Source organism: Bacillus sp. BS3(2021) (assembly GCF_021043345.1).
In the GTDB taxonomy this organism is placed as follows: domain Bacteria; phylum Bacillota; class Bacilli; order Bacillales; family Bacillaceae; genus Bacillus; species Bacillus paralicheniformis.
In genome coordinates, this window is record NZ_JAJNDM010000008.1 from 140,248 (window position 1) to 167,247 (window position 27,000).

27 protein-coding genes and 1 pseudogene are annotated in these 27,000 nt (G+C 46.8%); 23 read left to right on the top strand and 5 right to left on the bottom strand.

The annotated features are described in order from the left end of the window. The first annotated feature begins 20 nt into the window (after positions 1-20). The 13 genes from LQ247_RS17635 (at position 21) to LQ247_RS17695 (ending at position 11,657) form a co-directional block, all read left to right on the top strand. Positions 21-704 carry a DUF2953 domain-containing protein gene (locus LQ247_RS17635; RefSeq protein ID WP_105980069.1) on the top strand — a complete coding sequence of 228 codons (684 nt, stop codon included), beginning with the start codon at positions 21-23 and terminating at the stop codon, positions 702-704. Between the two features lie 12 nt (positions 705-716). Beyond that, complete coding sequence (gene ytfJ / locus LQ247_RS17640) at positions 717-1,175, top strand: GerW family sporulation protein (protein WP_020452581.1); 459 nt, start codon at positions 717-719, stop codon at positions 1,173-1,175. Positions 1,176-1,312: 137 nt separating this feature from the next. Further along, positions 1,313-1,816, top strand: a complete 504-nt coding sequence (gene tpx, locus LQ247_RS17645) for a thiol peroxidase (protein ID WP_023855499.1) — start codon at positions 1,313-1,315, stop codon at positions 1,814-1,816. Between the two features lie 85 nt (positions 1,817-1,901). Continuing rightward, positions 1,902-2,888, top strand: coding sequence for a class I SAM-dependent methyltransferase (locus LQ247_RS17650; protein WP_020452579.1), 987 nt, complete (start codon positions 1,902-1,904; stop codon positions 2,886-2,888). 229 nt (positions 2,889-3,117) lie between these two features. Further along, positions 3,118-4,305, top strand: a complete 1,188-nt coding sequence (locus LQ247_RS17655; RefSeq protein WP_020452578.1) for an acetate kinase — start codon at positions 3,118-3,120, stop codon at positions 4,303-4,305. 98 nt (positions 4,306-4,403) lie between these two features. After that, positions 4,404-4,922 (top strand): MogA/MoaB family molybdenum cofactor biosynthesis protein, encoded by a 519-nt coding sequence (locus tag LQ247_RS17660; RefSeq protein ID WP_023855497.1) that lies wholly within the window; start codon positions 4,404-4,406, stop codon positions 4,920-4,922. Between the two features lie 193 nt (positions 4,923-5,115). After that, positions 5,116-6,327: an argininosuccinate synthase gene (locus LQ247_RS17665; protein ID WP_231006353.1), complete on the top strand. Its 1,212-nt coding sequence runs from the start codon at positions 5,116-5,118 to the stop codon at positions 6,325-6,327. Further along, on the top strand, positions 6,324-7,703 hold the full coding sequence (gene argH / locus LQ247_RS17670; protein WP_020452575.1) for an argininosuccinate lyase: 1,380 nt from the start codon (positions 6,324-6,326) through the stop codon (positions 7,701-7,703). Before LQ247_RS17665 ends, argH begins: the two co-directional genes overlap by 4 nt. 74 nt (positions 7,704-7,777) lie before the next feature. Beyond that, positions 7,778-7,921: a hypothetical protein gene (locus LQ247_RS17675; RefSeq protein WP_020452574.1), complete on the top strand. Its 144-nt coding sequence runs from the start codon at positions 7,778-7,780 to the stop codon at positions 7,919-7,921. Positions 7,922-8,086: 165 nt separating this feature from the next. Beyond that, positions 8,087-8,848 carry an SDR family oxidoreductase gene (locus tag LQ247_RS17680; RefSeq protein WP_023855495.1) on the top strand — a complete coding sequence of 254 codons (762 nt, stop codon included), beginning with the start codon at positions 8,087-8,089 and terminating at the stop codon, positions 8,846-8,848. A gap of 32 nt (positions 8,849-8,880) precedes the next feature. Then, positions 8,881-9,567 (top strand): metal-dependent hydrolase, encoded by a 687-nt coding sequence (locus LQ247_RS17685; protein ID WP_020452572.1) that lies wholly within the window; start codon positions 8,881-8,883, stop codon positions 9,565-9,567. Positions 9,568-9,684: 117 nt separating this feature from the next. After that, on the top strand, positions 9,685-10,242 hold the full coding sequence (locus LQ247_RS17690) for a PadR family transcriptional regulator (RefSeq protein ID WP_020452571.1): 558 nt from the start codon (positions 9,685-9,687) through the stop codon (positions 10,240-10,242). A gap of 92 nt (positions 10,243-10,334) precedes the next feature. Next, positions 10,335-11,657, top strand: coding sequence for a CBS domain-containing protein (locus LQ247_RS17695; protein WP_026579082.1), 1,323 nt, complete (start codon positions 10,335-10,337; stop codon positions 11,655-11,657). A gap of 28 nt (positions 11,658-11,685) precedes the next feature. Here LQ247_RS17695 and LQ247_RS17700 read toward each other — a convergent pair whose 3' ends face one another. Beyond that, positions 11,686-11,988, bottom strand: coding sequence for a YtpI family protein (locus tag LQ247_RS17700; protein WP_020452569.1), 303 nt, complete (start codon positions 11,986-11,988; stop codon positions 11,686-11,688). Between the two features lie 146 nt (positions 11,989-12,134). Here LQ247_RS17700 and LQ247_RS17705 point away from each other — a divergent pair, with 146 nt between their 5' ends. After that, complete coding sequence (locus LQ247_RS17705; protein WP_105980073.1) at positions 12,135-13,079, top strand: DHH family phosphoesterase; 945 nt, start codon at positions 12,135-12,137, stop codon at positions 13,077-13,079. A gap of 113 nt (positions 13,080-13,192) precedes the next feature. Here LQ247_RS17705 and LQ247_RS17710 read toward each other — a convergent pair whose 3' ends face one another. From LQ247_RS17710 to LQ247_RS17720, 3 genes are all read right to left on the bottom strand, one after another. Continuing rightward, on the bottom strand, positions 13,193-13,372 hold the full coding sequence (locus tag LQ247_RS17710; RefSeq protein WP_020452567.1) for a hypothetical protein: 180 nt from the start codon (positions 13,370-13,372) through the stop codon (positions 13,193-13,195). A 111-nt stretch (positions 13,373-13,483) separates the two neighbouring features. Next, positions 13,484-13,987, bottom strand: coding sequence for a sporulation membrane protein YtrI (gene ytrI, locus LQ247_RS17715; protein ID WP_026579084.1), 504 nt, complete (start codon positions 13,985-13,987; stop codon positions 13,484-13,486). After that, the gene (locus LQ247_RS17720) at positions 13,984-14,325 is read right to left on the bottom strand and encodes a YtrH family sporulation protein (RefSeq protein ID WP_003184343.1); all 342 of its coding nucleotides are present in this window, start codon (positions 14,323-14,325) and stop codon (positions 13,984-13,986) included. The genes ytrI and LQ247_RS17720 overlap by 4 nt, the downstream gene beginning before the upstream one ends. Before the next feature lie 139 nt (positions 14,326-14,464). Between LQ247_RS17720 and dnaE the strand changes: the two genes are divergently transcribed. From dnaE to LQ247_RS17755, 7 genes are all read left to right on the top strand, one after another. Beyond that, a complete protein-coding gene (gene dnaE / locus LQ247_RS17725) occupies positions 14,465-17,809 on the top strand; it encodes a DNA polymerase III subunit alpha (protein WP_231006354.1) in 3,345 nt (1,114 codons plus the stop codon). Positions 17,810-17,951: 142 nt separating this feature from the next. After that, on the top strand, positions 17,952-19,187 hold the full coding sequence (locus LQ247_RS17730) for an NAD(P)-dependent malic enzyme (RefSeq protein ID WP_020452564.1): 1,236 nt from the start codon (positions 17,952-17,954) through the stop codon (positions 19,185-19,187). Between the two features lie 362 nt (positions 19,188-19,549). Continuing rightward, complete coding sequence (gene accD, locus LQ247_RS17735; RefSeq protein WP_020452563.1) at positions 19,550-20,425, top strand: acetyl-CoA carboxylase, carboxyltransferase subunit beta; 876 nt, start codon at positions 19,550-19,552, stop codon at positions 20,423-20,425. After that, a complete protein-coding gene (gene accA, locus LQ247_RS17740; RefSeq protein WP_023855491.1) occupies positions 20,410-21,387 on the top strand; it encodes an acetyl-CoA carboxylase carboxyl transferase subunit alpha in 978 nt (325 codons plus the stop codon). The genes accD and accA overlap by 16 nt, the downstream gene beginning before the upstream one ends. A 242-nt stretch (positions 21,388-21,629) precedes the next feature. Then, positions 21,630-22,589 carry a 6-phosphofructokinase gene (pfkA, locus tag LQ247_RS17745; RefSeq protein ID WP_020452561.1) on the top strand — a complete coding sequence of 320 codons (960 nt, stop codon included), beginning with the start codon at positions 21,630-21,632 and terminating at the stop codon, positions 22,587-22,589. Between the two features lie 24 nt (positions 22,590-22,613). Then, positions 22,614-24,371 carry a pyruvate kinase gene (gene pyk, locus LQ247_RS17750; RefSeq protein ID WP_020452560.1) on the top strand — a complete coding sequence of 586 codons (1,758 nt, stop codon included), beginning with the start codon at positions 22,614-22,616 and terminating at the stop codon, positions 24,369-24,371. Between the two features lie 94 nt (positions 24,372-24,465). After that, positions 24,466-24,852, top strand: coding sequence for an FxsA family protein (locus LQ247_RS17755; protein WP_020452559.1), 387 nt, complete (start codon positions 24,466-24,468; stop codon positions 24,850-24,852). A 42-nt stretch (positions 24,853-24,894) separates the two neighbouring features. On the opposite strand, the gene ytvI is transcribed toward LQ247_RS17755, so the two are convergent. Next, positions 24,895-26,010 (bottom strand): sporulation integral membrane protein YtvI, encoded by a 1,116-nt coding sequence (gene ytvI / locus LQ247_RS17760; RefSeq protein WP_020452558.1) that lies wholly within the window; start codon positions 26,008-26,010, stop codon positions 24,895-24,897. A 101-nt stretch (positions 26,011-26,111) separates the two neighbouring features. On the opposite strand from ytvI, the gene LQ247_RS17765 reads away from it, so the two are divergent. Both LQ247_RS17765 and LQ247_RS17770 read left to right on the top strand, forming a co-directional pair. Beyond that, positions 26,112-26,576: a DUF441 domain-containing protein gene (locus tag LQ247_RS17765; RefSeq protein ID WP_020452557.1), complete on the top strand. Its 465-nt coding sequence runs from the start codon at positions 26,112-26,114 to the stop codon at positions 26,574-26,576. A 267-nt stretch (positions 26,577-26,843) separates the two neighbouring features. Next, positions 26,844-26,991: pseudogene (locus LQ247_RS17770) on the top strand (transporter); the annotation flags it as partial. Positions 26,992-27,000 lie beyond the last annotated feature (9 nt).

The following is a 27,000-nucleotide window of genomic DNA, read 5'->3' on the forward strand; positions in this document are numbered from 1 at the left end:
GTATAAGAGGAAGTGAAATCATGATTTACATATGGATTGCGGGAGTATTCCTTCTTTTGGCAGCGTTAATGATGATGAAAATCCGCATCGCGATTGAATATCTTCATACAGACGATGACGACCGGCTGACCTTTAAAGTTCGAACAGGTTTTGGGCTTCTGCGCTTCAAAAAGGAAATTCCGGTGATTAAAATCAATCAGCAGGATATGACCGTTGATGTAAAAGAACAGACGAATACGGCTCTAAAAAACGATAAAAAGAGGAGAAAAGTCGGCTATCGGGAAGTGTTCGATAATACGAAGCAAATCAAAAAATTGGCGGAACAGGTCATCAATCTGCAGCCGCTTATCCGCCGATTTATGAAGCGGATTCACATCACGAAGCTCGAATGGACCTCAGTCCTCGGCTTTCCTGATGCCGCTTTAACCGGAATCGTCACGGGAGGCGCCTGGTCTCTGAAAGCCGGCACGATGGCTCTCTTGCATCAGATTTTTTGCATTGACAGCCAGCCGGAATACGAAGTGATTCCAGTCTTTAACAGCCGCTCCTCTAAAACGCATCTGACATGTATATTCCATTTTCGCGTTGGCCATGCTATAACCGCAGCTTTTAGAATCGTGATGAACTGGAATGGGAAAATGCGCGGCTTATTTAAGCTGCCAAAAAATCTGTCAGGTTCAACAAAGAATGATTCATCAGTATAGGAGGAATGGAATATGGCTGAACATCCAATTCAAGGTTTGATGAAAACCGCAATGGAAAATTTAAAGGAAATGATCGATGTCAATACCATTATCGGAGATCCTGTAGAAACACCTGACGGCAGCGTCATCCTAACCGTCTCCAGAGTGGGGTTCGGTTTTGCGGCTGGCGGAAGCGAGTTCGGCGGAAATAAACCGGCCGAATCCAAAGCGAGCGATGGAGATCGTGAACGAAAAGAATCGAAGCTCCCGTTTGGCGGGGGAAGCGGGGGAGGCGTATCGATTACGCCGATTGCTTTTTTGATTGTCGGATCATCAGGCGTTAAAATCCTGCATTTGGATGAAAACACGCACGTCATCGATAAGATTTTAGACGCAGCCCCGCAAACGATCGAACGGATTCAGCATATGTTTAAGAAAAACGATAAGCAAAAGCAAAATATGAACCGCCAAAACCAGACGCCTCCATTTTAAAAGCTTCGGCTTTCCGGCCACAGAAGTTAACTGTTCCTGCAGCAGTTAACTTTTTTTGTCTCGGCCGGACTTAAGCTTTGCAGTTTGTCCTAAACTCTTTTATAGTAGAGTCATACATAAATGAAGGAGGAATGATGATGGCTTCAATTACATTTAAAGGAAACCCGGTGACACTGGTAGGTTCAGAAGTGAAAGTCGGAGACCAGGCGCCTGATTTCACTGTTTTGTCCAATTCGCTTGAGGAAGTCACGCTTCAAGACATTAAAGGCAAACCAGCCGTTATTTCGGTGATTCCGTCTATCGATACAGGTGTTTGTGACGCGCAGACCCGCCGCTTTAACGAAGAAGCCGCAGGCCTCGGTTCAGTGAAAGTGTATACGATCAGCGCGGATCTGCCGTTTGCACAGGCTCGCTGGTGCGGAGCAAACGGAATTGAAAATGTGGAAACATTGTCAGATCATAGGGAAATGTCTTTTGGGGAAGCATTCGGGCTTTACATTAAAGAATTGAGATTGCTTGCCCGCGCTGTATTTGTGTTAGATGAAAACGGAAAAGTCGTCTACACTGAATACGTCAGCGAAGCGACAAACCACCCGGACTATGACAAAGCCATCGAAGCTGCCAAATCACTCGTTAAGTAAATTCAACTCATAAAAGGGCTCCAGGTGATCATCTTGCCGGAGCTCTTTTCATGGCTTTGATTTTTTGATAAGGAGAGACATCATCATGCAAAACTATCCAGTCGAAACGATTTATGAATGGCTTGACAAAGGAGCGGAAATCATCGCACGTGACCTGCAGATCCCTTACATAGAAGGATTGGCGGAAGCAGGAGAGGCATTCTTTACAGGGTCCGCGGACCGCGGGCTTTCCGAAAAAGCCGAACAAAAGGTGAAGGATCTGCTCGGCCGTGCGCGTTTTTCAGAATGCAGCCATGAGGCGATCCGAAAAGCCTTCCAGCTTGCCATCCTGAAAGGCCAGAAAGATATTCCCCATCCGAACCGGCAGATGACGCCCGATACAATCGGTTTATTTATCGGATATCTGGTGAACAAATTCATCGGACCCAAAAAAGAATTGACGCTGTTTGATCCGGCGGTCGGCACTGGAAACCTGCTGCTTGCCGTCTTGAACCAGCTTGCCGGTGAAGCCGGAAAAGCGTTCGGCTCAGAGATTGATGACGTTCTGATCAAGCTCGCCTATGTCCAGGCAAACCTGCAGGAAAAGGAAATCGAGCTTTTTAACCAGGACAGCCTGCAGCCGATTTTTATGGAGCCTGCCGATGCGGTCATTTGCGATCTTCCCGTCGGATATTATCCTGATGACGAAAGCGCGCGCGCTTTCGAATTAAAGGCAGATGAAGGCCATTCTTTTTCACACCATTTGTTTATTGAACAAAGCTTGACCTATACGAAACCGGGCGGCTATTTATTTTTTATGATTCCGAACCAATTGTTCGAAAGCAGCCAAAGCGAAAAGCTGCGTACCTTTTTAAAGGACAATGCGTATATTAATGCAGTGCTTCAGCTTCCGCTGTCGATTTTCAAAGATGAGGCACACGCGAAGAGCATTTTGGTTTTACAAAAGCATGGCGAACAGGCGAAAGCGCCTAAACAAGTTCTGCTTGCACAAGTTCCGTCATTCGCCAATCAGGATGCGATGCTGAAAATGACAGCCAAACTCGACAACTGGTTTCAAGCTGAAAAAAGATAAGCAGATCAGAGAAGATATATTCTCTGATCTGTTTTTATATTCAGAAAATAATAATTTCTTTGTGAAAGCGTTAACATGTCGGATCGTGACTTGAAATGCACTCTTTTGAGTGTTTAAATGAGAAAGGCAGATATTTTTTGAATTTACTAAGAACGATTTTATACATATTTTTTATGATCCGGGTTGAACATAATGTCACCGGACTATAGGTAAAAAGGAGCGTCATTTTATGTCCAAAATTATTGCAATCAATGCTGGAAGCTCATCATTGAAATTTCAACTGTTCGAAATGCCCAGCGAAAAAGTACTAACAAAAGGCCTTGTTGAGCGAATCGGGCTGGATAACGGCATCTTCACGATTTCCGTCAACGACGAAAAAAAGACCGAAACAACAGATATCCCGGACCACTCCGTAGCCGTAAAAATGCTGCTGGATAAACTTACAAAATTCGGCATTATCAAAGATTTAAATGAAATCGACGGAATCGGACACCGCGTCGTACACGGCGGCGAAAAGTTCAGCGACTCCGTTTTATTGACGGATGAAATGATCCATGAGATCGAGGAGATTTCAGAACTCGCACCGCTTCATAACCCGGCTAATATTGTCGGAATTAAAGCGTTTAAAGAAGTACTTCCAAATGTTCCTGCCGTGGCCGTTTTTGATACGGCATTCCACCAAACAATGCCGGAACAATCTTATCTGTACAGTCTGCCATACGAATACTATGAGAAATTCGGCATCCGTAAATACGGTTTCCATGGCACATCTCATAAATATGTGACTGAACGCGCGGCAGAGCTGCTCGGCCGTCCGATTGAAGAACTTCGCCTGATTTCCTGCCACCTTGGAAACGGCGCGAGCATCGCAGCTGTTGAAGGCGGCAAATCAATCGATACATCAATGGGCTTCACACCGCTTGCAGGTGTGGCGATGGGTACGCGTTCAGGAAACATCGATCCTGCGCTTATCCCGTTCATTATGGAAAAAACGGGTCAAACAGCCGACGAAGTCCTGAACACACTCAATAAAAAGAGCGGTCTTTTAGGTATTTCCGGATTCTCAAGCGATTTGCGCGATATTGTCGAAGCAACTAAAGAAGGCAATGAACGTGCGGAAACAGCCCTTGAAGTATTCGCAAGCAGAATTCATAAATACATCGGTTCTTATGCAGCGAGAATGAGCGGAGTAGACGCGATCATTTTCACTGCCGGCATCGGGGAAAACAGCGTTGAAGTCAGAGAGCGCGTTCTTCATGGTTTGGAATTCATGGGTGTCTATTGGGATCCTGCGTTGAATAACGTCCGTGGAAAAGAAGCGTTTATCAGCTATCCGCATTCACCTGTAAAAGTCCTCGTCATCCCGACGAATGAAGAAGTGATGATTGCAAGAGACGTCGTTAGACTGGCTCACTAAAAATAAAAAAACAGCCTTCTCTTTACAAGGAAGGCTGTTTTTTTATGCATCTTCCCCTTTATAATGAAAAAAGACTGTATAAAGGAGGCTATTTAGCCATGAGTGTTGAGGAACATAAAAAAGAAGCGCCGGACCGCGTCAACTGCAAAGTTATTACTGTCAGCGATACAAGAACGGAAGACACAGATAAAAGCGGCCGGCTTATGAAAGAGTTTTTAGCGGAAGACGGTCATGAGATCGTTTCCTATGAGATTGTAAAGGATGAAAAGGAAATGATTCAAAAAGCTGTGCTGGAAGGCTGTCTTGATGACCGTATCGATGCCATCCTATTAAACGGAGGGACGGGCATTGCCTCTAGAGATGTAACAATCGAGTCGATCGTTCCTCTTTTTTCGAAAGAAATTCCGGGATTTGGGGAGATATTCCGCATGCTGAGTTATACAGAGGATATCGGAGCGGCTGCGATCCTTTCAAGAGCTGCAGCGGGTGTTATTCAAAATAAAGCCGTGTTTGCAACACCGGGTTCAAGCGGGGCGGTTAAGCTTGCAATGTCAAAGCTGATTGTGCCTGAGCTTGCCCATGTCATCAGAGAACTGAGAAAAGATATGAAAAAATAAAGCCGGAAAGCCCTCCGGCTGAACGCTGAATATGCACTGAACTTCATTCATAAAAAATGAATGAAGTTTTTTTTATAAAAAGGTTGAAAAAACCAGACTTCCTTGTTAAAGTGTATACATATTAAATGTATTTTTATTAAATAAAACTTATTTTTATACAAAAAGAGCACCGAGATGAGAGGAGTTTTTCAAAATGACGCAAAAGAAAAAAGTGGTTTTAGCATATTCAGGAGGACTTGATACTTCTGTCGCGATAAAATGGCTGCAGGAACAGGGATATGATGTAGTGGCCTGCTGCCTTGACGTCGGGGAGGGAAAAGATCTCGCATTTGTTCAGCAAAAAGCGCTTCAAGTCGGGGCTTCTAATTCATATGTTATCGATGCAAAAGAAGAATTTGCGAAAGAGTTTGCACTGACCGCCCTCCAGGCCCATACGCTTTATGAAGGAAAGTACCCGCTTGTATCAGCTCTGTCCAGACCGCTGATCGCCAAAAAGCTGGTCGAAGTGGCTGAAAAAGAGAACGCCCAAGCCGTGGCTCACGGCTGCACAGGCAAAGGAAATGACCAAGTGCGCTTCGAGGTGTCCATTAAATCGCTCAATCCGGATTTAGAGGTGCTGGCACCTGTGCGCGAATGGAAATGGTCGCGCGACGAAGAGATCGCGTATGCAGAAAAGCACGGCATTCCGATTCCGATCAATCTTGACAGCCCGTATTCAATCGACCAGAACCTGTGGGGCAGAAGCAATGAATGCGGAGTTCTGGAAGATCCATGGGCGGCGCCTCCTGAAGGGGCTTATGATTTGACGAAGCCGCTTGAAAAAACACCGGATACCCCCGATGTGATCGAAATCGCTTTTGAAGAGGGCGTTCCGGTTTCCATTGACGGCGCTCATTACTCGCTGTCAGACTTGATTTTAAAGCTTAATGAACTGGCGGGCGCGCATGGAGTGGGGCGCATCGACCATGTTGAAAACCGCCTTGTCGGCATCAAATCACGCGAAGTGTACGAATGCCCGGGCGCGATGACTTTGATGAAGGCGCACAAAGAGCTTGAAGATTTGACATTAGTAAAAGAAGTGGCGCATTTCAAACCTCTGATCGAACAAAAAATGGCTGAAGTGATCTATAACGGCCTGTGGTTTTCTCCGCTTAAAGACGCGCTTTCTGGTTTCCTGAAAGAAACGCAGAAGCATGTCACGGGCGTCGTCCGCGTCAAGCTGTTCAAAGGCCATGCGATCGTTGAAGGGCGTAAATCCGAATACTCCCTGTATGATGAAAAACTGGCGACGTATACAAAAGACGATGCGTTCGATCATCACGCTGCCGTCGGCTTTATCGAGCTGTGGGGACTGCCGACGAAAGTAAACAGCATCGTCCAAAAAAAGGAGCAGATTAAAGCATGAAAAAGCTGTGGGGAGGCCGGTTCCAAAAAACACCGGAAAAATGGGTCGATGAGTTCGGCGCATCGATCCACTTTGACAAAACGCTCGTGAAAGAAGATATCGCAGGGTCTCTCGCTCATGCTTCCATGCTTGAAAAATGCGGCATTTTAACCGAAGCAGAAGCGGTCAAAATAAAAGAAGGCCTGACATCCCTTTTGCACAAAGCGGAAAAAAACGAACTCGATTTTTCAGTCGATTACGAAGACATTCACCTCAACCTTGAAAAAATGCTCATTGACGAAATCGGGCCGCTCGGCGGAAAGCTTCATACGGCCAGAAGCCGAAACGACCAGGTGGCGACGGATATGCACCTGTATTTAAAAGGGCACACAGAGCATATCATCGAGCTGATTACGGCTTTTCAACACGTGCTTATCGAAAAAGCGGAAGAACATGTGGAGACGATACTGCCGGGATACACCCATCTGCAGCGGGCGCAGCCGATCTCGTTCGCGCATCATTTGCTCGCTTACTTCTGGATGCTTGAGCGCGATAAAGAACGCTATCATGATTCATTCAAGCGGATTAACAAGTCCCCCCTTGGATGCGGGGCGCTCGCCGGAACGACATTTCCGATCGACCGTGAATATTCAGCAGGTCTGCTCGGGTTTGACTCGATATATGAAAACAGCTTGGACGGCGTCAGCGACAGGGATTTCATCCTTGAATTTTTAAGCGCGAGCAGCATTTTGATGATGCATCTGTCAAGATTCTCCGAAGAAATCATTCTTTGGTGTTCGCAGGAATTTAAATTCATTGAGCTTGATGACACTTATGCTACGGGGAGCAGCATGATGCCGCAAAAGAAAAACCCGGACATGGCAGAGCTTATCCGCGGGAAAACCGGACGCGTATACGGTGATCTGATCGGCCTCCTGACGATTATGAAAGGGCTCCCGTTAGCGTACAATAAAGATTTGCAGGAAGACAAAGAAGGTATGTTTGATACTGTGAAAACGGTCGAAGGAAGCCTTGAGATTTTTGCCGGCATGACGAAAACGATGACAGTGAACAAAAATATGATGAAAAAAGCAACGGAGCAGGATTTTTCAAATGCCACCGAACTTGCCGACTATCTGGCGAAAAAGGGCATGCCGTTCAGAGAGGCGCACGAAGTCGTCGGGAAGCTTGTCTACACTTGTATCGAAAAAGGCATTTATCTCAGCGGCCTGCCGTTTGAAGAGTTCGAAAAGGCAAGCGAACTGTTTGAAGAAGACGTCTACATCGTGCTCGACCCGCACCATGCCGTCGAAAAAAGGATGAGTGAAGGCGGGACGGGATTCAAAAAGGTGGAAGAAGCCATTCAAAAGGCGAAGCATTGTTTGAACAATTTTTAACACTTCCCGATTCGATTCATAACTGTGCGGCTTCATACGCAAAATAGATTTGTGAATCGAAAAGGGGTGTGGCAATGAAACAAGATCAGTCAAAACACGCATACATGTATGATGCCGACGGCGATAAAGAAACCGTTCAGCAAATCTCTGATGCCTATTTCAGCGGATTTGTCGCGCACGATGACGCACAGCCGTTAGCTGATGCAGATAAACAATAGAAAGCTGGAGCCCGTAACAGCGGGCTTCAGCTTTCTTCTGTCCAGCGGCGATTGCAAATTTCCCGATGCTCCACATGTGATATACTCTGGCTTTTGTAGTAAAGTATAGGTAGATACATGCAATCATTTACGAATACCGAGAACCAATGCCTGGGAGGGAAAGATGTGCGCCATGCGTTAATTACTGCCGGTTCAAAAGGTTTGGGGCGTAAAGTGACGGAAGCCCTGCTTGAAAAAGGCTACTCAGTGACGGTGAATTACAGGCAGGACGAAGAAGCTGTCAGCCGCCTAAAAGAAAAATGGCGGTCATCCCTTGACCGTTTACAGTTTGTAAAGGGAGATGTCACCAAGAAAGAAGACCTGCTCCGGATGGTGAATGCCGCACTTGAGCGATTTGGAAAAATTGATCTTCTGATCAATAATGCCGGCCCATACATATTTGAACGAAAAAAGCTTGCAGATTATACTGATGATGAATGGTATGACATGCTTGAAGGCAACTTAAGCTCTGTCTTCCATCTGTTTAAAGCGGTTGTTCCGGTGATGAGGCGCCAGCGGTTCGGCCGCATCATCACATACGGATTTCAGGGGGCCGACCATGCGCCGGGCTGGCTGCATCGTTCCGCTTTTGGAGCGGCGAAAGTGGGGCTGGCTTCTTTAACAAAAACGATCGCCATTGAAGAAGCGGGCTCCGGCATCACAGCCAACATGGTTTGTCCAGGCAACATCGTTGGGGATATGAAAGAGGCCTCGATTTCAGAAGCGAGGGCGTCACTTGATGAGGAAACGCCGATCGGCAGGTCGGGAACCGGTGAAGATATCGCAAGGATCATCACTTTTCTATGCGATGAACATTCCGACTACATTACGGGAACAGTCATTGAAGCGACAGGCGGCTTGAATGTGATTAACCGTCATTCTCTTTAGACGTGCGAAATTAAAAAACAGGGGTGGATATGATGAAAGTGACATATCATGGTCATTCAGTGGTAACAGTTGAAACGGGAAATCATCAGTTGATCTTCGATCCGTTTATTACAGGAAATTCTTTAACCGATTTAAAGCCGGAAGAGGTTAAAGCGGATGTTATTTTGCTGACCCACGGTCATAACGATCATGTCGGCGATACCGTCGAAATCGCCAAGCGAAATCATTCGCTCGTTGTAGCTCCGAATGAACTCGCGGTCTATCTGGGATGGAAAGGCCTGAATGTCCATCCGATGCATATCGGCGGCTCCCATCAGTTCGATTTTGGCCAAGTCAAGCTGACGCAGGCTTTCCACGGATCGGCTTATACGGAAGAAGACAGCCAAAAGATCGTCTATACCGGCATGCCGGCGGGGATCCTCTTGACTGTGGAAGGAAGGACGATTTTTCATGCAGGAGACACCGGGCTTTTCTCAGATATGAAGCTGATCGGTGAATTAAATCATATCGACCTCGCTTTCCTGCCGATCGGCGATAATTTTACGATGGGCCCGGAGGACGCCAAACTGGCCGCAGAATGGCTCAGGGCGAAACAGGTTGTACCGGTTCACTACTCGACGTTCCCCGTCATCGAACAGGACCCGCATGCATTTGCGGACAGCCTTCCCGGCGGCGTCGGAAAAGTGCTTGAGGTCGGTGAGTCAATCGAATTTAAATAAACTTGTTTTTAGAGGACCCGAATCCGGGTCCTTTTTTCGGTTGAACCGGTTATATGTCTATCAAAACATGTTAATGATGATATAATATAGGAATCGGATTGTTCTTGGGAGGATATTATGAGGGTATTGAAATACGCGATTTTGGGGCTCCTTGATCACGGGAGTTTGAGCGGCTACGATATGACAAGCCGCTTTAAAGCCGAATTGGGCCAATTTTGGAGCGCCAAGCACAGTCAGATTTATCCCGAGCTGAAAAAGCTGACGGATGAAGGATTTATCGAATATGAAACGGTGATCCAAGGCTCAAAATTAGAAAAGAAAATGTATTCCATCACAGAGGCCGGAAAGCGTGAACTTCACGGATGGCTTACGGAATTCAAACCGGTCCCCGATACGGTAAAAGATGAATTTATGCTGAAAGCTTATTTTATCTCTTCGATGGAACGTGATGAAGCGAAAAGGCTTTTTGCCGATCAGCTTCAAAAGCGGGAGGAGAAAGCCGTTTTTTTAAAAAATAAGCTCGAAGAATTGAAGCGCGAAGCGGGTGAATCGATAACTTTCCGCTCGCCTCATTTCGGCCATTACCTTGTATTGACCCGGGCGCTGGAGCGGGAAAACGGTTATTGCTCATGGCTTGAAAAAGCGCTTCTTCTGATGGAGAATGATCGCTCTTAGACGGACATGATGTTGCGAAGGCGGATTGCGGTTCAATTGCACAACCATTTATAATAAATATATCTAGCAGTCAGAGGATGAAGGTGAAACGATTGGCGACAAAACACGAACAGATTTTAAAATATATTGATTCTTTGTCCGTCGGCGAAAAAATCTCCGTCAGGCGGATTGCGAAGGAAATGAAAGTCAGTGAAGGAACTGCTTACAGAGCGATAAAAGAAGCCGAGAATAAAGGGTTTGTCAGCACGATCGAAAGGGTCGGAACGATCAGGATCGAGCAAAAGAAAAAAGAGAATATTGAAAAACTGACATACGCTGAAGTGGTCAATGTCATTGACGGCCATGTGCTTGGCGGAAAAGCAGGGCTTCATAAAACGCTTAACAAATTCGTCATCGGAGCGATGAAGCTTGATGCGATGATGAGATATACCGGGGCGGGCAACCTGCTGATTGTCGGCAACCGAATCGATGCGCACCGCCAGGCTTTGGAAGCGGGTGCTGCCGTGCTGGTGACCGGCGGTTTTGATACGGAGCCGGAGATTATTGAGCTTGCCGACAGGCTCGAGCTCCCGGTCATTTCTACAAGCTATGACACGTTTACTGTAGCCGCGATGATCAACAGGGCGATTTATGACCAGCTCATCAAAAAAGAGGTCGTGCTTGTCGAGGATATTTTGACCCCTTTGGAAAAAACGGTCTGCTTATCCCCTCATGAAAAGCTCGAAAGATGGTATGAGAAAAACTTTGAAACGGGGCACGGACGTTTTCCCATCGTTGACGAGCAGATGAAAATCCACGGCATTTTAACTTCAAAAGATGTTGCCGGATATGACCGCTCTGTATTGATTGAAAAAGTCATGACGAAAAACCCGATTACAGTAATCGGCAAAACGTCAGTCGCTTCAGCGGCGCAGATGATGGTCTGGGAAGGAATCGAAGTGCTTCCCGTCGTTGACGAGCGGCAAAAGCTGATCGGCATGATCAGCAGGCAGGACGTATTAAAGGCGCTTCAAATGATTCAGAAGCAGCCTCAGGTCGGCGAAAAACTCGATGACATTGTGACCGGCGGTTTCAAAGAATCGGACAATGACAAAAACAAGCCGGATCCGGTTTATCAATACGAAGTAACGCCGCAAATGACAAACCACTTGGGGACGATTTCCTACGGCGTATTTACGACGATTTTGACCGAAGCTGCAAACCGTTTTTTGCGGTCGCGCAAAAAAGGCGAACTCGTGATAGAGAGCATGACGATTTATTTTTTAAAGCCTGTGCAAATGGAGTCTGTCATTGAAATAAAACCGAACATTCTCGAAGCCGGGAGAAAGTTCGGAAAAATGGATATAGAAGTTTTTCACCAGGGTGCTCTCGTCGGCAAAGCGATGATGATGGTTCAGCTGATGGAAAGAAGCTAAGGGACGCGGCCAGTGTCCCTCTTTTCGCTTATGCGTTTTCCCGTTCGTTTTCTTTCGCAAGCAAAGGGACATAGTGCTTATAGGCTCTGTAGCCGGCCCACATGCTCCCGAGCCCGGTCAGCATAAAAATAACGCCGATGACGACAGCCAGCGTGCCGCGGTTTAAAAGCAGCTGATTGGCGCCGAAGAACATGATAAACAGGCCCAGACTCATGCTTGACTTGGCCGAATAGTATTCCCGTTCAATCGCTTTTTTGGTGCGCACATACCTTACTTTGAAGTACCCATAAGCTATCGCTGAAAACACAATGAAAAAAACAAAAAACGGCATAATCGACATCCTCCATTGTAAGTTTTACAAACCCATTGTATACATAATCGGGTTCGCTTTCTACAATAAAAAGTCATAACTTTCACTTTCCACCAACAACAGATTATGATTTAATGGTTAAAAACAAAGTAAAGAAGGGGCGCGTCATGAAAAAAGAAATCATCAGAACCATATCATTATATGACACGATCATTATACATAGACATGTGAGACCGGATCCCGATGCCTACGGATCCCAATGCGGCCTTGCGGAAATCCTGAGGGCAACCTATCCTGAAAAAAATATTTTCGCGGTCGGAACACCCGAGCCTTCCCTCGCTTTTTTGTACACCCCGGATGTGATTGAAGACCCGGTGTATGAAAATGCACTTGTCATCGTCTGTGACACGGCCAATCAAGCGAGAATTTCCGATTCGCGCTACAACATGGGCGACAAGCTGATCAAAATCGACCATCATCCGAATGAAGACCAATACGGCGACCTTTTATGGGTGGATACGAATGCGAGCTCGACGAGCGAGATGATTTACGAACTGTATTTAGCGGGTAAAGAACAAGCGGGATGGACGCTTCCGACAAAGGGTGCCGAACTGATCTATGCCGGCATTGTGGGGGATACAGGGCGCTTCTTATTTCCGAACACGACAAAAAAGACATTGAAATATGCCGGAGAGCTGATTGAGTATCCTTTTAATTCTCAGGCGCTTTTTAATCAATTGTATGAGACGAAATTAAATGTTGTGAGGCTGAACGGTTACATTTACCAGAATGTTTCTCTGTCCGCAAACGGTGTGGCGTCGGTATTCATCACCCGTGACATTTTGCATCAATACAATATTACGCCGTCTGAAGCTTCACAGCTTGTCAGCACGCTCGGCAATATTTCAGGAATCAAAGCATGGGTGTTTTTTGTGGAGGAAGCCGACCAGATCAGGGTAAGGCTTCGTTCAAAGGGGCCGATTGTCAATGAAGTCGCTAAAAAATACAACGGCGGAGGCCATCCGCTCGCAGCCGGTGCTTCCATCTATGACTGGAAAGACACCGATCTTGTCATCGCTGACTTGGAGCGCATATGCAAAGAAAACAAATAAGAGGGGAAGTCCCTCTTTTTTTGTGCAGTTCAACTGCAAGCGTTTGCATTATATTTTGCGAAAAAGTAAGCAGCAAAGTGTAAGCAGATCATTTTACGCATTACAGCTGCTGCTTATTCAGGTATAAACCATGATCCGATATCTGTTACATCCTCATAAACATGGATGTTTTGGGCTCTTAACTCTCTTTTGATAAGGGACGCGAGACTTTCGGTTTCCGCATAAGCCGAGTAGCCCAGCTTGATCCGGTTGACTTTATCTCTTGCTAGCTGATGGTAACTGTAAATGTACATTCTGCTTTCCTCCCTTTTTAAAAAAACTTACATATCGCTTACTGTCAGTTTAAATTAAAATATGGAAAAAAGCGACGAATGCATGTAAATCGTAAAAAAAAATCCATAATTTTATTCGGAAAAAGAGATTTTGATTTCAACGGAAAGCCGTGTATAAATCGTCAGTTCGGTGACTTTCGCTTTGTACGTTTTATCGTTTATCGTATACTCTTTATTTTCAATCGTCCGCTTTAAAAGCTCCTTCGTCCGGTAGACGCTTTCGATATCCTTTGTGATGACATCCGAAATATTATCCCGGATATGCTCTTCAAAGTTCATCATGTCGGGCTGTGACAATTTGTATTGCTTGCCGTTGATCAGCTTGACGTCGACGCTTTGAATCAGCAGTTTTCTTTTATTGTCTTCATTCAGCTTATGAAGGTCCTCCCGGTAAATGGTGATCTGGTCATTTAAATCATTGATGCGCTCTTTCTGTTCTCTTATCAAGACGACCTGCTTCTCCTGAAAGGTGCCGTATGTAAACAGGAACACGACCCAGCTGATGATGGCTCCGCACATCATTCCCGCAAAAAAACGCTGCCAACCCGGTTTTTTATAATAAGGAGGGATTCTCATGAGGAAATATGCTCCTGTGTGAGCCAATTGATGATCAGATAACCGGTCTGCGCTCCTCCCATCGCCGAAAGAATCAGGAGAAGCTGTTTTACGATGTCTCTCGTATTGCCTTCGATAATGCCCCTTTCAAAGCTGTAGACCGCGTCAAACGTGCCGCCGATTGCCGCAACCAGCGCCCAGATTTTTAGACGGTTTGCGAGGCTTGTAATAATCGTTAAAGGCGGCTGTCCCGACAGATAGGCGCCGATCCCTCCGATTAAGCAACCGCCGAGAAGCACTCCTAGCGCAATAAAATAACAGCTGATAAAGTTTGGAAAAAAGGGCTGTTCAGGATCCATTCCGATCACCTCACCTTATCACACTATATGGATAAAGAAAGACAAGTATGATTGTTGATCAAAGAAAGAACATTTGTTTCTCATTCGATCCCATCATATAATGAAAAGAGACGGCTCGAAAAAGGAAGGGGTGACAGAAATGCCTTTTGTTCACCTGCAAGTACACAGCGGTTACAGCTTATTAAACAGCGCCGCTTCCGTAGAGGACCTCACGGCCAAAGCCAAAGAGCTGGGCTACAGCGCAATGGCGCTGACGGATGATGAGGTCATGTACGGGGCGGTGGAATTTTATAAATCATGCAAAAAACGCGGCATCAAGCCGATTATCGGGCTTACAGCCTCAGTTTTAACAGATGAAAAAGAACAGCTTTCATATCCGCTCGTTCTTTTGGCGAAAACAAACAAAGGCTACCAAAACCTGCTGAAAATCAGCAGCGTGTTGCAGTCGAAATCAAAAACCGGCATCAAAGAAAAATGGCTCAAAAGTTATCATGAAGGGCTCATTGCGCTGACAACGGGCGGGACAAGCCATGTTGAAGCGCTGTTGAAAGAAGGGCTGATCGAAGAGGCGAAGAACGCCGCCCTCCGCTGTCTTTCGATCTTCGGAGAGGGCAGCTTTTATTTGTCGTATCAGCCGTACAAGGGCGACCCGCTTCTTTCTGAACGCATTCTGGAGCTCAGCGAACATACGGGAATTCCGATTGCCGCAACCGGCGATGTACGCTACATCGAAAAAGAGGATGCGGCAGCTTATACGTGTTTAAAAGCGATTAAAACGGGCGAGAAGCTGAACGAAGACATGAAGGCCGAAGGAGATCTGCATCTTGAGCTCAAGCCGCCCGCTGAAATGCTTGACATTTACAGGGATCGTCCGGACGCGTTGGAGAATACAGTCAAAATCGCGGATCTGTGCCAGGTGGACCTGAGCCTTGGCCAGACGCGCCTGCCGAAATATCCGGCGCCTTCCGGCAAGAATGCTGACGATTATTTGGCTGAGCTTTGCTTTCTCGGACTGGAAAAACGGTTCGATGCCGCTCCGAGGGAGTATGTCGAACGGCTTGAGTATGAGCTGAAAGTGATTCGCGACATGGCGTTCAGCGACTATTTTTTGATCGTCTGGGATTTCATGAAGTTCGCCCACGACAACGGCATTATCACAGGGCCGGGGCGGGGGTCGGCGGCCGGCTCTCTCGTCGCTTATACGCTGTTTATCACAGATGTCGATCCGATCAAGCACAAATTGCTGTTTGAACGGTTTTTAAATCCGGAGCGCATCAGCATGCCCGATATCGATATCGATTTTCCCGATACGAGAAGGGATGAAGTCATCCAATACGTGAAAAATAAATACGGGGCACTGCACGTAGCGCAAATTATCACGTTTGGTACATTGGCCGCAAAAGCGGCGCTCCGGGACGTCGGCAGGGTGATGGGCATCAGTCCGAAAGAAGCCGACCAGCTGGCGAAATTGATTCCGTCCAAACCTGGAGTGACGCTGAAAGAGGCGAGAGCTCTTTCTGTTGAACTGGACAAGCGCCTGAACGGGTCCAAGAAGCTTCAGGACATATTTAAAACGGCTCAGAAAATCGAAGGGCTTCCGCGGCATACGTCCATTCATGCGGCGGGCGTCGTGTTGAGCGAGGAGCCGCTGACGAATATCATACCGATACAGGAAGGACATGACGGTGTATATTTAACGCAATATTCGATGGGCTATCTAGAAGACTTGGGACTATTGAAAATGGATTTTCTCGGCTTGCGCAATTTAACGCTCATTGAATCGATCAAAACGCTGATCGAAAAAAGCGAGCGGGTCACCATCGATTTTTCGGCGATTCCCTATGAAGATGAACAGACGTTTAAGCTGCTGTCAGAAGGAGATACGACAGGTATTTTCCAGCTCGAATCAGCCGGCATGAGAAACGTTTTAAAAAGGCTCAAGCCATCAAGCCTTGAAGACATTGTCGCTGTCAATGCCTTGTACCGCCCGGGCCCGATGGAAAATATCCCGCTGTATATCGAACGAAAGCACGGACGGGTTGCCGTGTCTTATCCGCACGAGGATTTGGCCGAGATTTTGAAAGATACATACGGCGTGATCGTTTATCAGGAACAGATCATGATGATCGCATCGCGGATGGCGGGTTTCAGGCTTGGAGAAGCCGATCTTTTGCGAAGGGCGGTCGGCAAAAAAAACAAGGAAATTCTCGATACAGAGAGAAATCATTTTATTAGTGGATGCTTGAAAAAAGGGTATTCCGTACAAGCGGCTAATGAAGTATACGATCTGATTGTAAAATTCGCCAATTACGGTTTTAACCGGAGTCATGCGGTTGCATACAGCATGATCGGCTACCAGCTCGCTTATTTAAAAGCGCATTACCCCCTCTACTTTATGTGCGGCCTCTTGACGAGTGCGATCGGAAATGAGGAAAAGCTTGCTCAGTACATCTATGAAGCGAAAGGGAAAGGGCTGCATGTTTTAGGTCCTTCCATTAATAAGAGCGGCTATCCGTTCGTCGTGGAAAACGGGGCGCTGCGCTACAGTTTAAGGGCTGTTAAAGGCGTCGGGATTTCGGCTGTGAAAGAAATCTACAGGGCGAGAAAAGAAAAGCCGTTCGCAGATTTGTTTGACTTTTGTGTCAGGACTTCTGTGAAAAGCGTGAACCGGAAAACGATTGAAGCTTTAATTTTTGCCGGAGCAATGGATGAATTCGGTGAAAACCGGGCCACTTTGCTCGCTTCTGTCGATGTCGCGCTGGAGCATGCCGAATTGTTTGCAGGAGACAATGATCAGCTCGGCTTCTTTCTCGATGAAGGCTTGACAATTAAGCCGAAGTACGCCGAGACGGAAGAAATGCCGCTCGTCGACCTGCTGGCACACGAGAAGGAGACGCTCGGCATTTACTTTTCTGACCATCCGCTGAGCGTTCACCGCAAGAAGCTGGACCGTGCAGGTGCGCTGCCGATTATTCAGCTGCTCGCCTCCAGCCGTAAAAAGGCGGCTTTGGGCGGACTTTTGACGAAGATGAAGACGATCCGTACAAAAACGGGACAGACGATGGCTTTTCTGGAGCTGAGCGATGAAAGCGGGGAAATCGAAGCGGTTGTTTTTCCTGAACAGTTCAGACAGCTTTCCCCGATCCTGGAAGAAGGCGTATCGCTTTTTGCAGAAGGACGTCTTGAGACAAGGAATGAAAAGCGCCAGCTGATCATCGCCGGGGCATCGCTTGTCGAATCGCTTCATGCTAAAAAGCAGCCGTCCGTCTATATTAAAGTGGAGGAAAGTCAGCACACCCACGATATCTTTAAGAAAATCAGCAGCATCCTGCTTGAACACAAAGGGGAAACGCCGGTCTGCGTCTATTATGAAAAACGGAAACAAACGATGCAGCTGCCGGAAAGCTACAACATCAAGGCTGACCACGCTGCCCTCTACAGGCTGAAAAGCGTTGTAGGTGAGAAAAATGTTGTGCTCAGATAGCAGGTATTTTGAGCATTATTGATCAAAAAAGCGGTCAATTGTGTTATCATTTTTAAGATTCTAGGGTTCGTCTTACAAGAATCTTAAGCAGAAAACGAAGCAAAGTTTTTGGCAAAATTCCCTTGAAGGAGTGTTTGTTAACATGTCATTGAAAGAAAAAGCGCTGCATATGCACAAAGTAAACCAGGGCAAATTGGAATCAAAATCAAAAGTGCAGGTTCGCAATGCGGATGATTTAAGCCTTGCATATTCTCCGGGTGTGGCTGAGCCCTGCAAAGCGATTTACGATGATAACAGCAAAGTATACGATTATACAATGAAGGGAAACATGGTAGCAGTCGTCTCGGACGGAACGGCAGTACTCGGTCTCGGCAATATCGGCCCTGAAGCCGCCCTTCCGGTTATGGAAGGAAAAGCGGTTCTTTTCAAAAGCTTTGCCGGTGTGGACGCATTCCCAATCTGTTTAAATACATCTGATGTCGACAAAATTGTTGAGACGGTCAAGCTGCTTGAGCCGACATTCGGCGGCGTCAATCTTGAAGACATTGCAGCGCCGAACTGTTTTGTCATTGAAGAACGCCTCAAAAAAGAAACAAAAATCCCGGTGTTTCACGATGACCAGCACGGTACTGCAATCGTTACGGTAGCCGGTCTCGTCAATGCGCTTAAGCTGTCCGGCAAATCGATGTCTTCCGTCAAAGTCGTGGCAAACGGCGCCGGGGCAGCGGGAATTGCCATTATCAAGCTTCTTTATCATTTCGGCGTGCGCGATATCATCATGTGCGACACGAAAGGTGCGATTTACGAAGGCCGTCCGAACGGCATGAATGCTGTTAAAGATGAAGTCGCAAAATATACGAACAAAAACCGCATAGACGGATCGCTCAAAGATGTGATCAAAGACGCCGATGTCTTTATCGGAGTTTCCGTCGAAGGCGCTTTGACAAAAGAAATGGTTGAAAGCATGGCTGACAAACCGATCATCTTCGCCATGGCGAATCCAAATCCTGAAATCATGCCTGCTGAAGCGCATGAAGCCGGAGCAAGCGTCGTTGGAACGGGACGCTCTGACTTCCCTAACCAAGTGAACAACGTTCTCGCATTCCCCGGCATCTTCCGCGGGGCGCTCGACGTCCGCGCGACACATATTAACGAAGAAATGAAAATCGCCGCGGTTGAGGCGATCGCATCACTCGTTTCCGACGAAGAGCTGAGCCCCGAATATGTCATTCCGGCTCCGTTCGATCCAAGGGTCGCACCGGCCGTTGCCAAAGCGGTAGCGAAAGCCGCGATGGAAACAGGTGTTGCACGAATCGATGTCGATCCTGAAGAAGTCGCTGAAAAGACAAGAAAGCTTGCAGTAATTGAAGGAAAATAAAACTCCATTTTTGTGATCAGCGCGTGATTGCTCTGGCCTAAAGAGCCGTCACGCGCTGTTTCTCGAATATGATGTACAGTTTTTCCTCTTATTGGGGACACTTGTAAAGGAATATGCGAGCTGTAAAAAATTTTTTCAAATCGCTTTTCCAGACTTTTGTATCCGCTCTCAAGGCTGATATATCAATTTGTCAGTCTCTAACCGCATCAAGTGCGATTCGGCTGTTTGCCGGTCAAAAATGTCGAATTGAGGATGACACCGTTTGACAAAAAAAGTACAATAGTTTCGGTATAGTGATGTTCTAGTCTATAAACAGGACAGGCATACATGAAGAAAACCCTTCAGAAAAGGGAGGTAATCTTTTGTTAAAAGATATATTCAGCAAAAAGAAAAAAAAATACGCTTCCGTTCCCGCGGAATCAGCAAAGCAAGATGTACCGGAAGGGATCATGACAAAATGCCCGGATTGCAAAAAAATCATGCTCACAAAAGAGCTGGATAAAAACTTAAGGGTCTGCATGAACTGCGGTTACCATCTTCAAATGAACGCGAAGCAGCGTATAAAAAGCCTGCTGGACGATGGCTCCTTTGAAGAATTCAATCAGGATATGATGTCTGAAAACCCGCTGGAATTCCCAGGATACCTTGAGAAACTGCAAAAAGACCGGGAAAAAACATCGCTGAATGAAGCGGTTGTCACCGGAAAAGGGACGGTTGACGGATCTCCGGCAGTCGTTGCCGTGATGGATTCATCTTTCAGAATGGGAAGCATGGGGTCTGTCGTAGGCGAAAAAATTACGCTGGCGATCGAAAAGGCAAGAGAAGAAAAAGTGCCTTTCATTATTTTTACCGCATCAGGCGGTGCGAGAATGCAGGAAGGCCTTCTCAGCTTGATGCAAATGGCTAAAACAAGCTCCGCTTTAAAGCTGTTCAGTGAAGAGCAGGGCTTGATCATTTCGGTGATGACACATCCGACAACAGGCGGTGTATCCGCAAGCTTCGCATCCCTCGGCGATTACAACCTTGCCGAGCCGGGCGCGCTGATCGGCTTTGCCGGAAGAAGAATTATCGAACAAACCATCCGTGAAGAACTGCCTGAGGATTTTCAGACTGCGGAATTTCTGTTAAAGCACGGACAGCTTGATTCCGTCGTTCACAGAGCAGACATGAAAAAAACGCTCGGCAGCATTTTGAAAATGCACCAAACTGGAGGTGATCTCGAGTGGCTGGAGAATTAGAATTTGAAAAACCGGTGGTCGAACTGCGTGAAAAGATCGCCGAATTGAAAAGGTTCACACAGGATTCCGATATGGATTTAAGCTCTGAAATTACGAAGCTTGAAGCTCGTCTTGAAAGGCTTGAAGAAGACATTTATACAAATCTGAAAGCCTGGGACAGAGTCCAGATTGCAAGGCATCCGAACCGTCCGACAACGCTCGATTATATCGAACATCTTTTTACCGATTTTTTTGAATGCCACGGAGATCGATATTTCGGTGATGATGAAGCGATTGTCGGCGGAATTGCCAAGTTCCGGGGCCTTCCTGTGACAGTGATCGGCCAACAGCGCGGCAAGGATACAAAAGAAAACATCCGCCGCAACTTCGGAATGCCGCATCCGGAAGGCTACCGCAAAGCGCTCAGGCTGATGAAGCAGGCCGATAAATTTAACAGGCCGATCATCTGCTTTATTGATACAAAAGGAGCATACCCTGGAAAAGCAGCTGAAGAGCGGGGGCAAAGCGAAGCAATTGCCAAGAATCTTTTTGAAATGGCGGGACTTTCTGTGCCGGTCATCTCGATCGTCATCGGGGAAGGCGGCAGCGGGGGAGCGCTTGCGCTCGGCGTCGCAAACCGCTTATTGATGCTGGAAAACTCAACTTATTCGGTGATCTCTCCCGAGGGAGCGGCTGCTATCCTCTGGAAGGATTCAGGACTCGCGAAAAAAGCGGCAGAAACAATGAAAATCACCGCTCCGGACCTTAAAGAATTGGATATTATAGATCATGTTATAAAAGAAGTAAGAGGCGGAGCACACCGCGATGTAGAGCAGCAGGCCGCCTACATCGATGAAGCGCTGAAAAGCGAGCTTAAATCCTTGCTGAAACTGGATAAGAACGAGCTGATTCAACAAAGATATAACAAGTATAAATCAATTGGAAAAATTTCGACTGAAAACCAATTTGTTGGGATAAAATAAATAAACGTGAGGCCTTTGGCTCACGTTTATTTTTTATGGATAAAGGTGAAAAGTGAAAGGATTGTGTCTTTCACCCGCGATTTTTCAAAGAGTTTGCTTAAAATTTATTTAAAAACTTTTTGTTTAATTGTATAATGAGTAAGGTTTTATAGGGATTTTCGGAAAATTTTCATCCCTTTTTCATTGTTTTAGCGGCAATGAACGTGTTAAGGTAAATTATATATGTTTTCGAGGTGAAAAAGATGAAACGTATCGGAGTATTGACGAGCGGCGGAGATTCCCCGGGAATGAACGCGGCGGTCCGCGCGGTTGTCAGGAAAGCGATCTACCATGACGTAGAAGTATACGGAATTTACAACGGGTATTCAGGTTTAATCAGCGGAAAAATAGAAAAGCTTGAAATCGGTTCTGTCGGAGATATCATTCACCGCGGAGGAACGAAGCTATATACAGCAAGGTGTCCTGAGTTTAAAACGGTAGAAGGACGGGAAAAAGGAATAGCGAATTTAAAAAAATATGGTATAGAAGGATTAGTCGTCATTGGCGGAGACGGTTCTTATATGGGAGCGAAAAAGCTGACAGAACACGGTTTTCCTTGTGTCGGAGTGCCGGGAACAATCGACAATGACATCCCTGGAACAGATTTGACGATCGGATTTGATACGGCGTTAAATACCGTTATCGATGCCATCGATAAAATTAGGGATACAGCTACATCCCACGAACGTACATACGTGATTGAAGTAATGGGCCGCCATGCCGGGGACATTGCTTTATGGTCAGGTTTGGCAGGAGGCGCGGAATCCATTTTGATCCCTGAAGCTGACTACGATATGGAAGAAATTATTGCGAGGCTGAAAAGAGGGCATGAGCGCGGCAAAAAACACAGCATCATCATTGTGGCGGAAGGCGTCGGAAGCGGCGTTGAATTCGGCAAAAGAATTGAAGAAGCCACAAATCTCGAAACTAGAGTATCGGTGCTTGGACATATCCAGCGCGGCGGTTCTCCGACTGCAGCAGACCGTGTATTGGCAAGCCGTCTAGGGGCATTTGCGGTTGAACTGCTTCTTGAAGGAAAAGGCGGACGCTGTGTCGGAATTCAAAATAACCAGCTTGTGCATCATGATATCATTGAAATACTCGATCATAAACATACAATTGATCAAAGCATGTACCGCTTGTCTCAAGAACTGTCAATCTAGTGTAAAACCCGAGGAGGAAGCAATATGAGAAAGACTAAAATAGTTTGTACAATTGGGCCGGCCAGCGAAACTGTTGAAAAGCTCACCCAGCTGATGGAAGCCGGAATGAACGTGGCGCGCTTGAACTTTTCCCATGGAGATTTCGAAGAGCACGGCGCAAGAATTAAAAACATTCGCGAAGCAGCCGGCAAGCTGGGAAAAGATATCGGTATCCTTCTTGATACGAAAGGTCCGGAAATCCGCACGCACACAATGGAAGGCGGTTCAATCGAACTGGAAGCGGGTTCTCAGCTGATCGTGTCAATGGAAGAAGTCATCGGTACGCCTGAAAAAATCTCAGTTACATATGATGGGTTGATTCACGATGTATCAATTGGTTCAACGATTTTGCTTGACGATGGACTGATCGGACTTGAAGTCACAGATGTCAACAAGGACAAGCGTGAAATCGTCACGAAAGTAATGAACAGCGGAACGCTGAAAAACAAAAAAGGCGTGAATGTGCCGGGCGTCAGCGTCAATCTTCCGGGAATTACGGAAAAAGACGCTAACGACATTGTGTTCGGTATCGAGCAGGGTGTTGATTTTATCGCGGCATCTTTTGTGCGCCGTCCGTCGGATGTTCTTGAAATCCGCGAACTTCTTGAAGAGCACAATGCGGCAGATATTCAAATCATTCCAAAAATCGAAAACCAGGAAGGCGTTGACAACATCGATGCCATTCTTGAAGTATCAGACGGTCTGATGGTCGCACGTGGAGACCTTGGTGTTGAAATCCCTGCTGAAGAAGTGCCGCTCGTTCAAAAAGAACTGATCAAAAAATGCAATGCGCTTGGCAAGCCTGTTATCACGGCTACCCAAATGCTCGACAGCATGCAGCGCAATCCGCGTCCGACACGCGCGGAAGCGAGCGACGTTGCCAATGCGATCTTTGACGGAACTGACGCGATTATGCTTTCAGGTGAAACTGCTGCGGGAAATTACCCTGTTGAAGCCGTTCAGACGATGCACAATATCGCTTCCCGTTCAGAAGAAGCGCTCAACCATAAAAAGATCCTTTCTGCACGAAGCAAGCAAGTCAGCATGTCAATTACAGATGCCATCGGCCAGTCTGTGGCGCATACGGCAATCAACCTTGACGTGAATGCCATCGTCACACCGACAGAAAGCGGTCATACGGCGAGAATGATTTCCAAATATCGCCCGCAGGCGCCGATTGTCGCAGTTACGGTAAATGATGCGGTTTCAAGAAAGCTGTCTCTTGTCTTCGGTGTTTTCGCAACAAGCGGACAAAACCACAGCTCGACTGACGAAATGCTTGAAAAAGCAGTGCAAAAATCTCTCGACACAGGCATCGTACGCCACGGCGACTTGATCGTTATCACGGCCGGAGCTGTCGGTGAAGCCGGCACAACAAACTTGATGAAAGTGTATGTTGTCGGAGACGTGGTCGCAAAAGGCCAGGGAATCGGACGCAAATCCGCGTTTGGTGAAGTGGTCATCGCTCAAAATGCACAAGAAGCGGATAAAAAAATGAAAGATGGCGCCGTTTTGGTTACAAAAAGCACGGATCGTGACATGATGGCGTCCCTTGAAAAAGCGGCTGCGCTGATTACTGAAGAAGGCGGTTTAACCAGCCACGCGGCAGTCGTAGGCTTGAGCCTCGGCATCCCTGTCATCGTCGGAATGGAAAATGCGACTTCCATTCTCAAAGAGGGAGAAGACATTACGGTCGACTCCGCCCGCGGAGCTGTTTACAAAGGACGTGCAAGCGTACTTTAATCGCTTATTGAAGAAGAAGGGAAGCTTTCCCTTCTTTTTTTGCAGGCGACAGGGCGGCCGTTCGCTTCCATATTAGAATTATGAGGTGAAGACAATGAAGTTTTTCTTATTATTTCTCGTCATTTTTCCAGCGAGTGAAATCGGTCTGTTCCTCTTGTCCGCTAATTGGATCGGTGTCTTGCCGACCGTTTTGCTGATCATCTTGACGGGATTTCTCGGGGCCGCTCTCGCCAAAAAACAAGGAATCGAAGTTTACTACAAAGTTCAGCGCGATCTTCAGTATGGAAAAATGCCTGGGGATGCGATTTTGGACGGGCTTTGTATTTTCATAGGCGGCATGCTGCTTTTGCTGCCCGGCTTTTTATCGGATATCATCGGTTTACTGCTGCTGCTGCCGGCAACGCGCAGCCGTTTCAAACCGTTCATATCCCGCAAGCTGAAGAGGATGTCTGAAGGCAGGCGGATTAACATCATCAAATAACCCGATAAGCGGCGGCCCGCATTGGAAAAAGCAGGCTGCCGCTTATTTTTCATTTCCTTTAATAAACTGCCATACGTCTTTAAAAATACCTGTTGTAAAGAGAGCCTGAATGAGAACGAGAAGGGCGGGACCCATGATCAATCCGAGAAAGCCAAACAATTTGAAACCGGCAAACAGCGCGATCAATGTTCCCAAAGGGTGAAGTCCGATTGACCGGCTCAAAATCTTCGGTTCGGCCAGCTGCCTGAAGACGAGCACGACGATGTACAGGACTCCGAGGCCGATCGCGAGCGGCAGCTGCTTGGATGCTGCTAAATAGACGATCCACGGCACAAATACAGACCCCGCTCCCAAATACGGCAGCAGGTCGACCAGCCCGATGAGAAAAGCGATGGCGACAGCATGATTAACCTTCAACACAGAAAGCCCGATCAACACCAGCACCATCGTCATCGCCACAAGGGTAAGCTGGGCCTTCACAAAGCCTGCCAGCGCTCTTTTCAATTCCGCATAGACAGCCGCTGCACCCGAGATCAGCCGATCAGGAAGAACAGACCGCGCCTTGTTTTGTATTTTATGCAAATCTTTGCTGATAAAAAAAGTGGCTAGGAGCGAAAAGATCAGCACGGCCGCCATATTCGGCAGAAAGGCGAAAAAGAGGGGCACCATCTCAAGAATTTTTGAAAGAAACAAAGCGGTGCCTGATGCGAGTTCACTGCCCAAATTTTGGACCTGTGTAATGATCGATTCCTGCTGGGCGGCTTCGAGCCCGTCAAAAAAAGCGGCAAGCTGATTATACAGCGGCATGATTTGATTCGTAAAAAAAGATTCGATATAAAGAGCGGCTTTATTAAACTGGACGGGGAGTATTTTAGCCAAATGAGCCGTTCCAGAGACAATCTCGGCAACGACCAGGGTCAAAAAGCCGGCTCCGGCGATCAAAAAGCCGCATAGCACGATGCCGACATTAACGCCTCTCGGGAGCCCGGTCCGCTTATCGAGCCATTCCACAAAAGGGTTGATCATGATGGCGAGAATAAGCGCAATCACAAAAGGATAGGTTAACGGAAAAGAGTAGTAGCCGACCGCTCCGCAAGCAGCGGTCAAAAACAGCACATACACTGCCCGAAGCGCAGCTGTGAGATAGGATTGATTCAATTCTGCATCCTCCTGATATTAGAAAGCATGTCCTTATTTCATTTTATTCTTGAGTCCTGTTATTATGAGAAAGGTCATAAAAAAATGGAGTTGAATACAGCATGTTTACTCAAGCTAATTTATTTTTGATCCTGCTTTTGGCCATCGCATTAATCGCGAAAAATCAGTCGTTGATCATCGCGGTATCCGTCCTGCTTTTGATCAAGCTGACCGGCCTCGATCAAAAGCTGTTTCCGGCCATCCAATCCAAAGGGATTAACTGGGGAGTTACCGTTATTACAATAGCGGTCCTTGTGCCGATTGCCACTGGAGAGATCGGCTTTAAACAGCTTGGCGAAGCGATGAAATCATATTACGCATGGATCGCACTCGGGGCGGGCATTCTCGTAGCATTGATCGCCAAAAACGGGATCACATTGCTCGCGGAAGACCCGCATATCACCACCGCTCTTGTATTTGGAACGATTTTAGCGGTCGCTTTATTCAAAGGCGTTGCCGTCGGCCCGCTCATCGGTGCCGGGATCGCCTATCTTGTCATGCAGGCCGTCCAGCATTTTACATCTTAGAAATGCGGGCCAGCTCCCCCTGTTTCAGGGGGTTTTTTAGTTTGAAAAAAACGTTCGCAACTAAAAATAAACATACATAACGCAGTTAAAACTCCTAAAAATCTGTAAATAGAAGTCAGCTGGTGCAAAAAAATAAGGCCCTCTATAAAAAGAGGGCTCAGTTTGTCAAAAACCTGTGTGGGGAAATATGACCGTTTATTTCGAATTTGTGGGTTTTTATTTGTGGAGTCTTCAGCAGGTAAGCTTGGATAAAAAGAAAAAATGATCTATCGTCTCTTTCGGGCTGAAACGCTTGCATCAGTTATCGCATCCTTTATTATGATGGCTGTCGAATTGCGAGTGCTGTTCAGTGCCGGAGAGTTTATTTTTTCTGCTAACTGAGACGTCGGATATGATTGCGGCGCGGACGGCAGCAAGTGATTTT

Bases quoted from the DNA above. Each gene is read 5' to 3' on its own strand.
- ytfJ (WP_020452581.1), top strand. From the start codon at position 717: ATGGCTGAACATCCAATTCAAGGTTTGATGAAAACCGCAATGGAAAAT.
- LQ247_RS17730 (WP_020452564.1), top strand. From the start codon at position 17,952: ATGTCATTGAAAGAAAAAGCGCTGCATATGCACAAAGTAAACCAGGGC.
- LQ247_RS17700 (WP_020452569.1), bottom strand. From the start codon at position 11,988: ATGCCGTTTTTTGTTTTTTTCATTGTGTTTTCAGCGATAGCTTATGGG.
- argH (WP_020452575.1), top strand. From the start codon at position 6,324: ATGAAAAAGCTGTGGGGAGGCCGGTTCCAAAAAACACCGGAAAAATGG.
- pyk (WP_020452560.1), top strand. From the start codon at position 22,614: ATGAGAAAGACTAAAATAGTTTGTACAATTGGGCCGGCCAGCGAAACT.
- LQ247_RS17650 (WP_020452579.1), top strand. From the start codon at position 1,902: ATGCAAAACTATCCAGTCGAAACGATTTATGAATGGCTTGACAAAGGA.
- LQ247_RS17690 (WP_020452571.1), top strand. From the start codon at position 9,685: ATGAGGGTATTGAAATACGCGATTTTGGGGCTCCTTGATCACGGGAGT.
- tpx (WP_023855499.1), top strand. From the start codon at position 1,313: ATGGCTTCAATTACATTTAAAGGAAACCCGGTGACACTGGTAGGTTCA.
- ytrI (WP_026579084.1), bottom strand. From the start codon at position 13,987: ATGAGAATCCCTCCTTATTATAAAAAACCGGGTTGGCAGCGTTTTTTT.
- LQ247_RS17675 (WP_020452574.1), top strand. From the start codon at position 7,778: ATGAAACAAGATCAGTCAAAACACGCATACATGTATGATGCCGACGGC.
- LQ247_RS17710 (WP_020452567.1), bottom strand. From the start codon at position 13,372: ATGTACATTTACAGTTACCATCAGCTAGCAAGAGATAAAGTCAACCGG.
- LQ247_RS17705 (WP_105980073.1), top strand. From the start codon at position 12,135: ATGAAAAAAGAAATCATCAGAACCATATCATTATATGACACGATCATT.
- LQ247_RS17635 (WP_105980069.1), top strand. From the start codon at position 21: ATGATTTACATATGGATTGCGGGAGTATTCCTTCTTTTGGCAGCGTTA.
- dnaE (WP_231006354.1), top strand. From the start codon at position 14,465: ATGCCTTTTGTTCACCTGCAAGTACACAGCGGTTACAGCTTATTAAAC.
- pfkA (WP_020452561.1), top strand. From the start codon at position 21,630: ATGAAACGTATCGGAGTATTGACGAGCGGCGGAGATTCCCCGGGAATG.
- LQ247_RS17660 (WP_023855497.1), top strand. From the start codon at position 4,404: ATGAGTGTTGAGGAACATAAAAAAGAAGCGCCGGACCGCGTCAACTGC.
- LQ247_RS17765 (WP_020452557.1), top strand. From the start codon at position 26,112: ATGTTTACTCAAGCTAATTTATTTTTGATCCTGCTTTTGGCCATCGCA.
- LQ247_RS17655 (WP_020452578.1), top strand. From the start codon at position 3,118: ATGTCCAAAATTATTGCAATCAATGCTGGAAGCTCATCATTGAAATTT.
- LQ247_RS17685 (WP_020452572.1), top strand. From the start codon at position 8,881: ATGAAAGTGACATATCATGGTCATTCAGTGGTAACAGTTGAAACGGGA.
- LQ247_RS17665 (WP_231006353.1), top strand. From the start codon at position 5,116: ATGACGCAAAAGAAAAAAGTGGTTTTAGCATATTCAGGAGGACTTGAT.
- LQ247_RS17720 (WP_003184343.1), bottom strand. From the start codon at position 14,325: ATGGATCCTGAACAGCCCTTTTTTCCAAACTTTATCAGCTGTTATTTT.
- LQ247_RS17755 (WP_020452559.1), top strand. From the start codon at position 24,466: ATGAAGTTTTTCTTATTATTTCTCGTCATTTTTCCAGCGAGTGAAATC.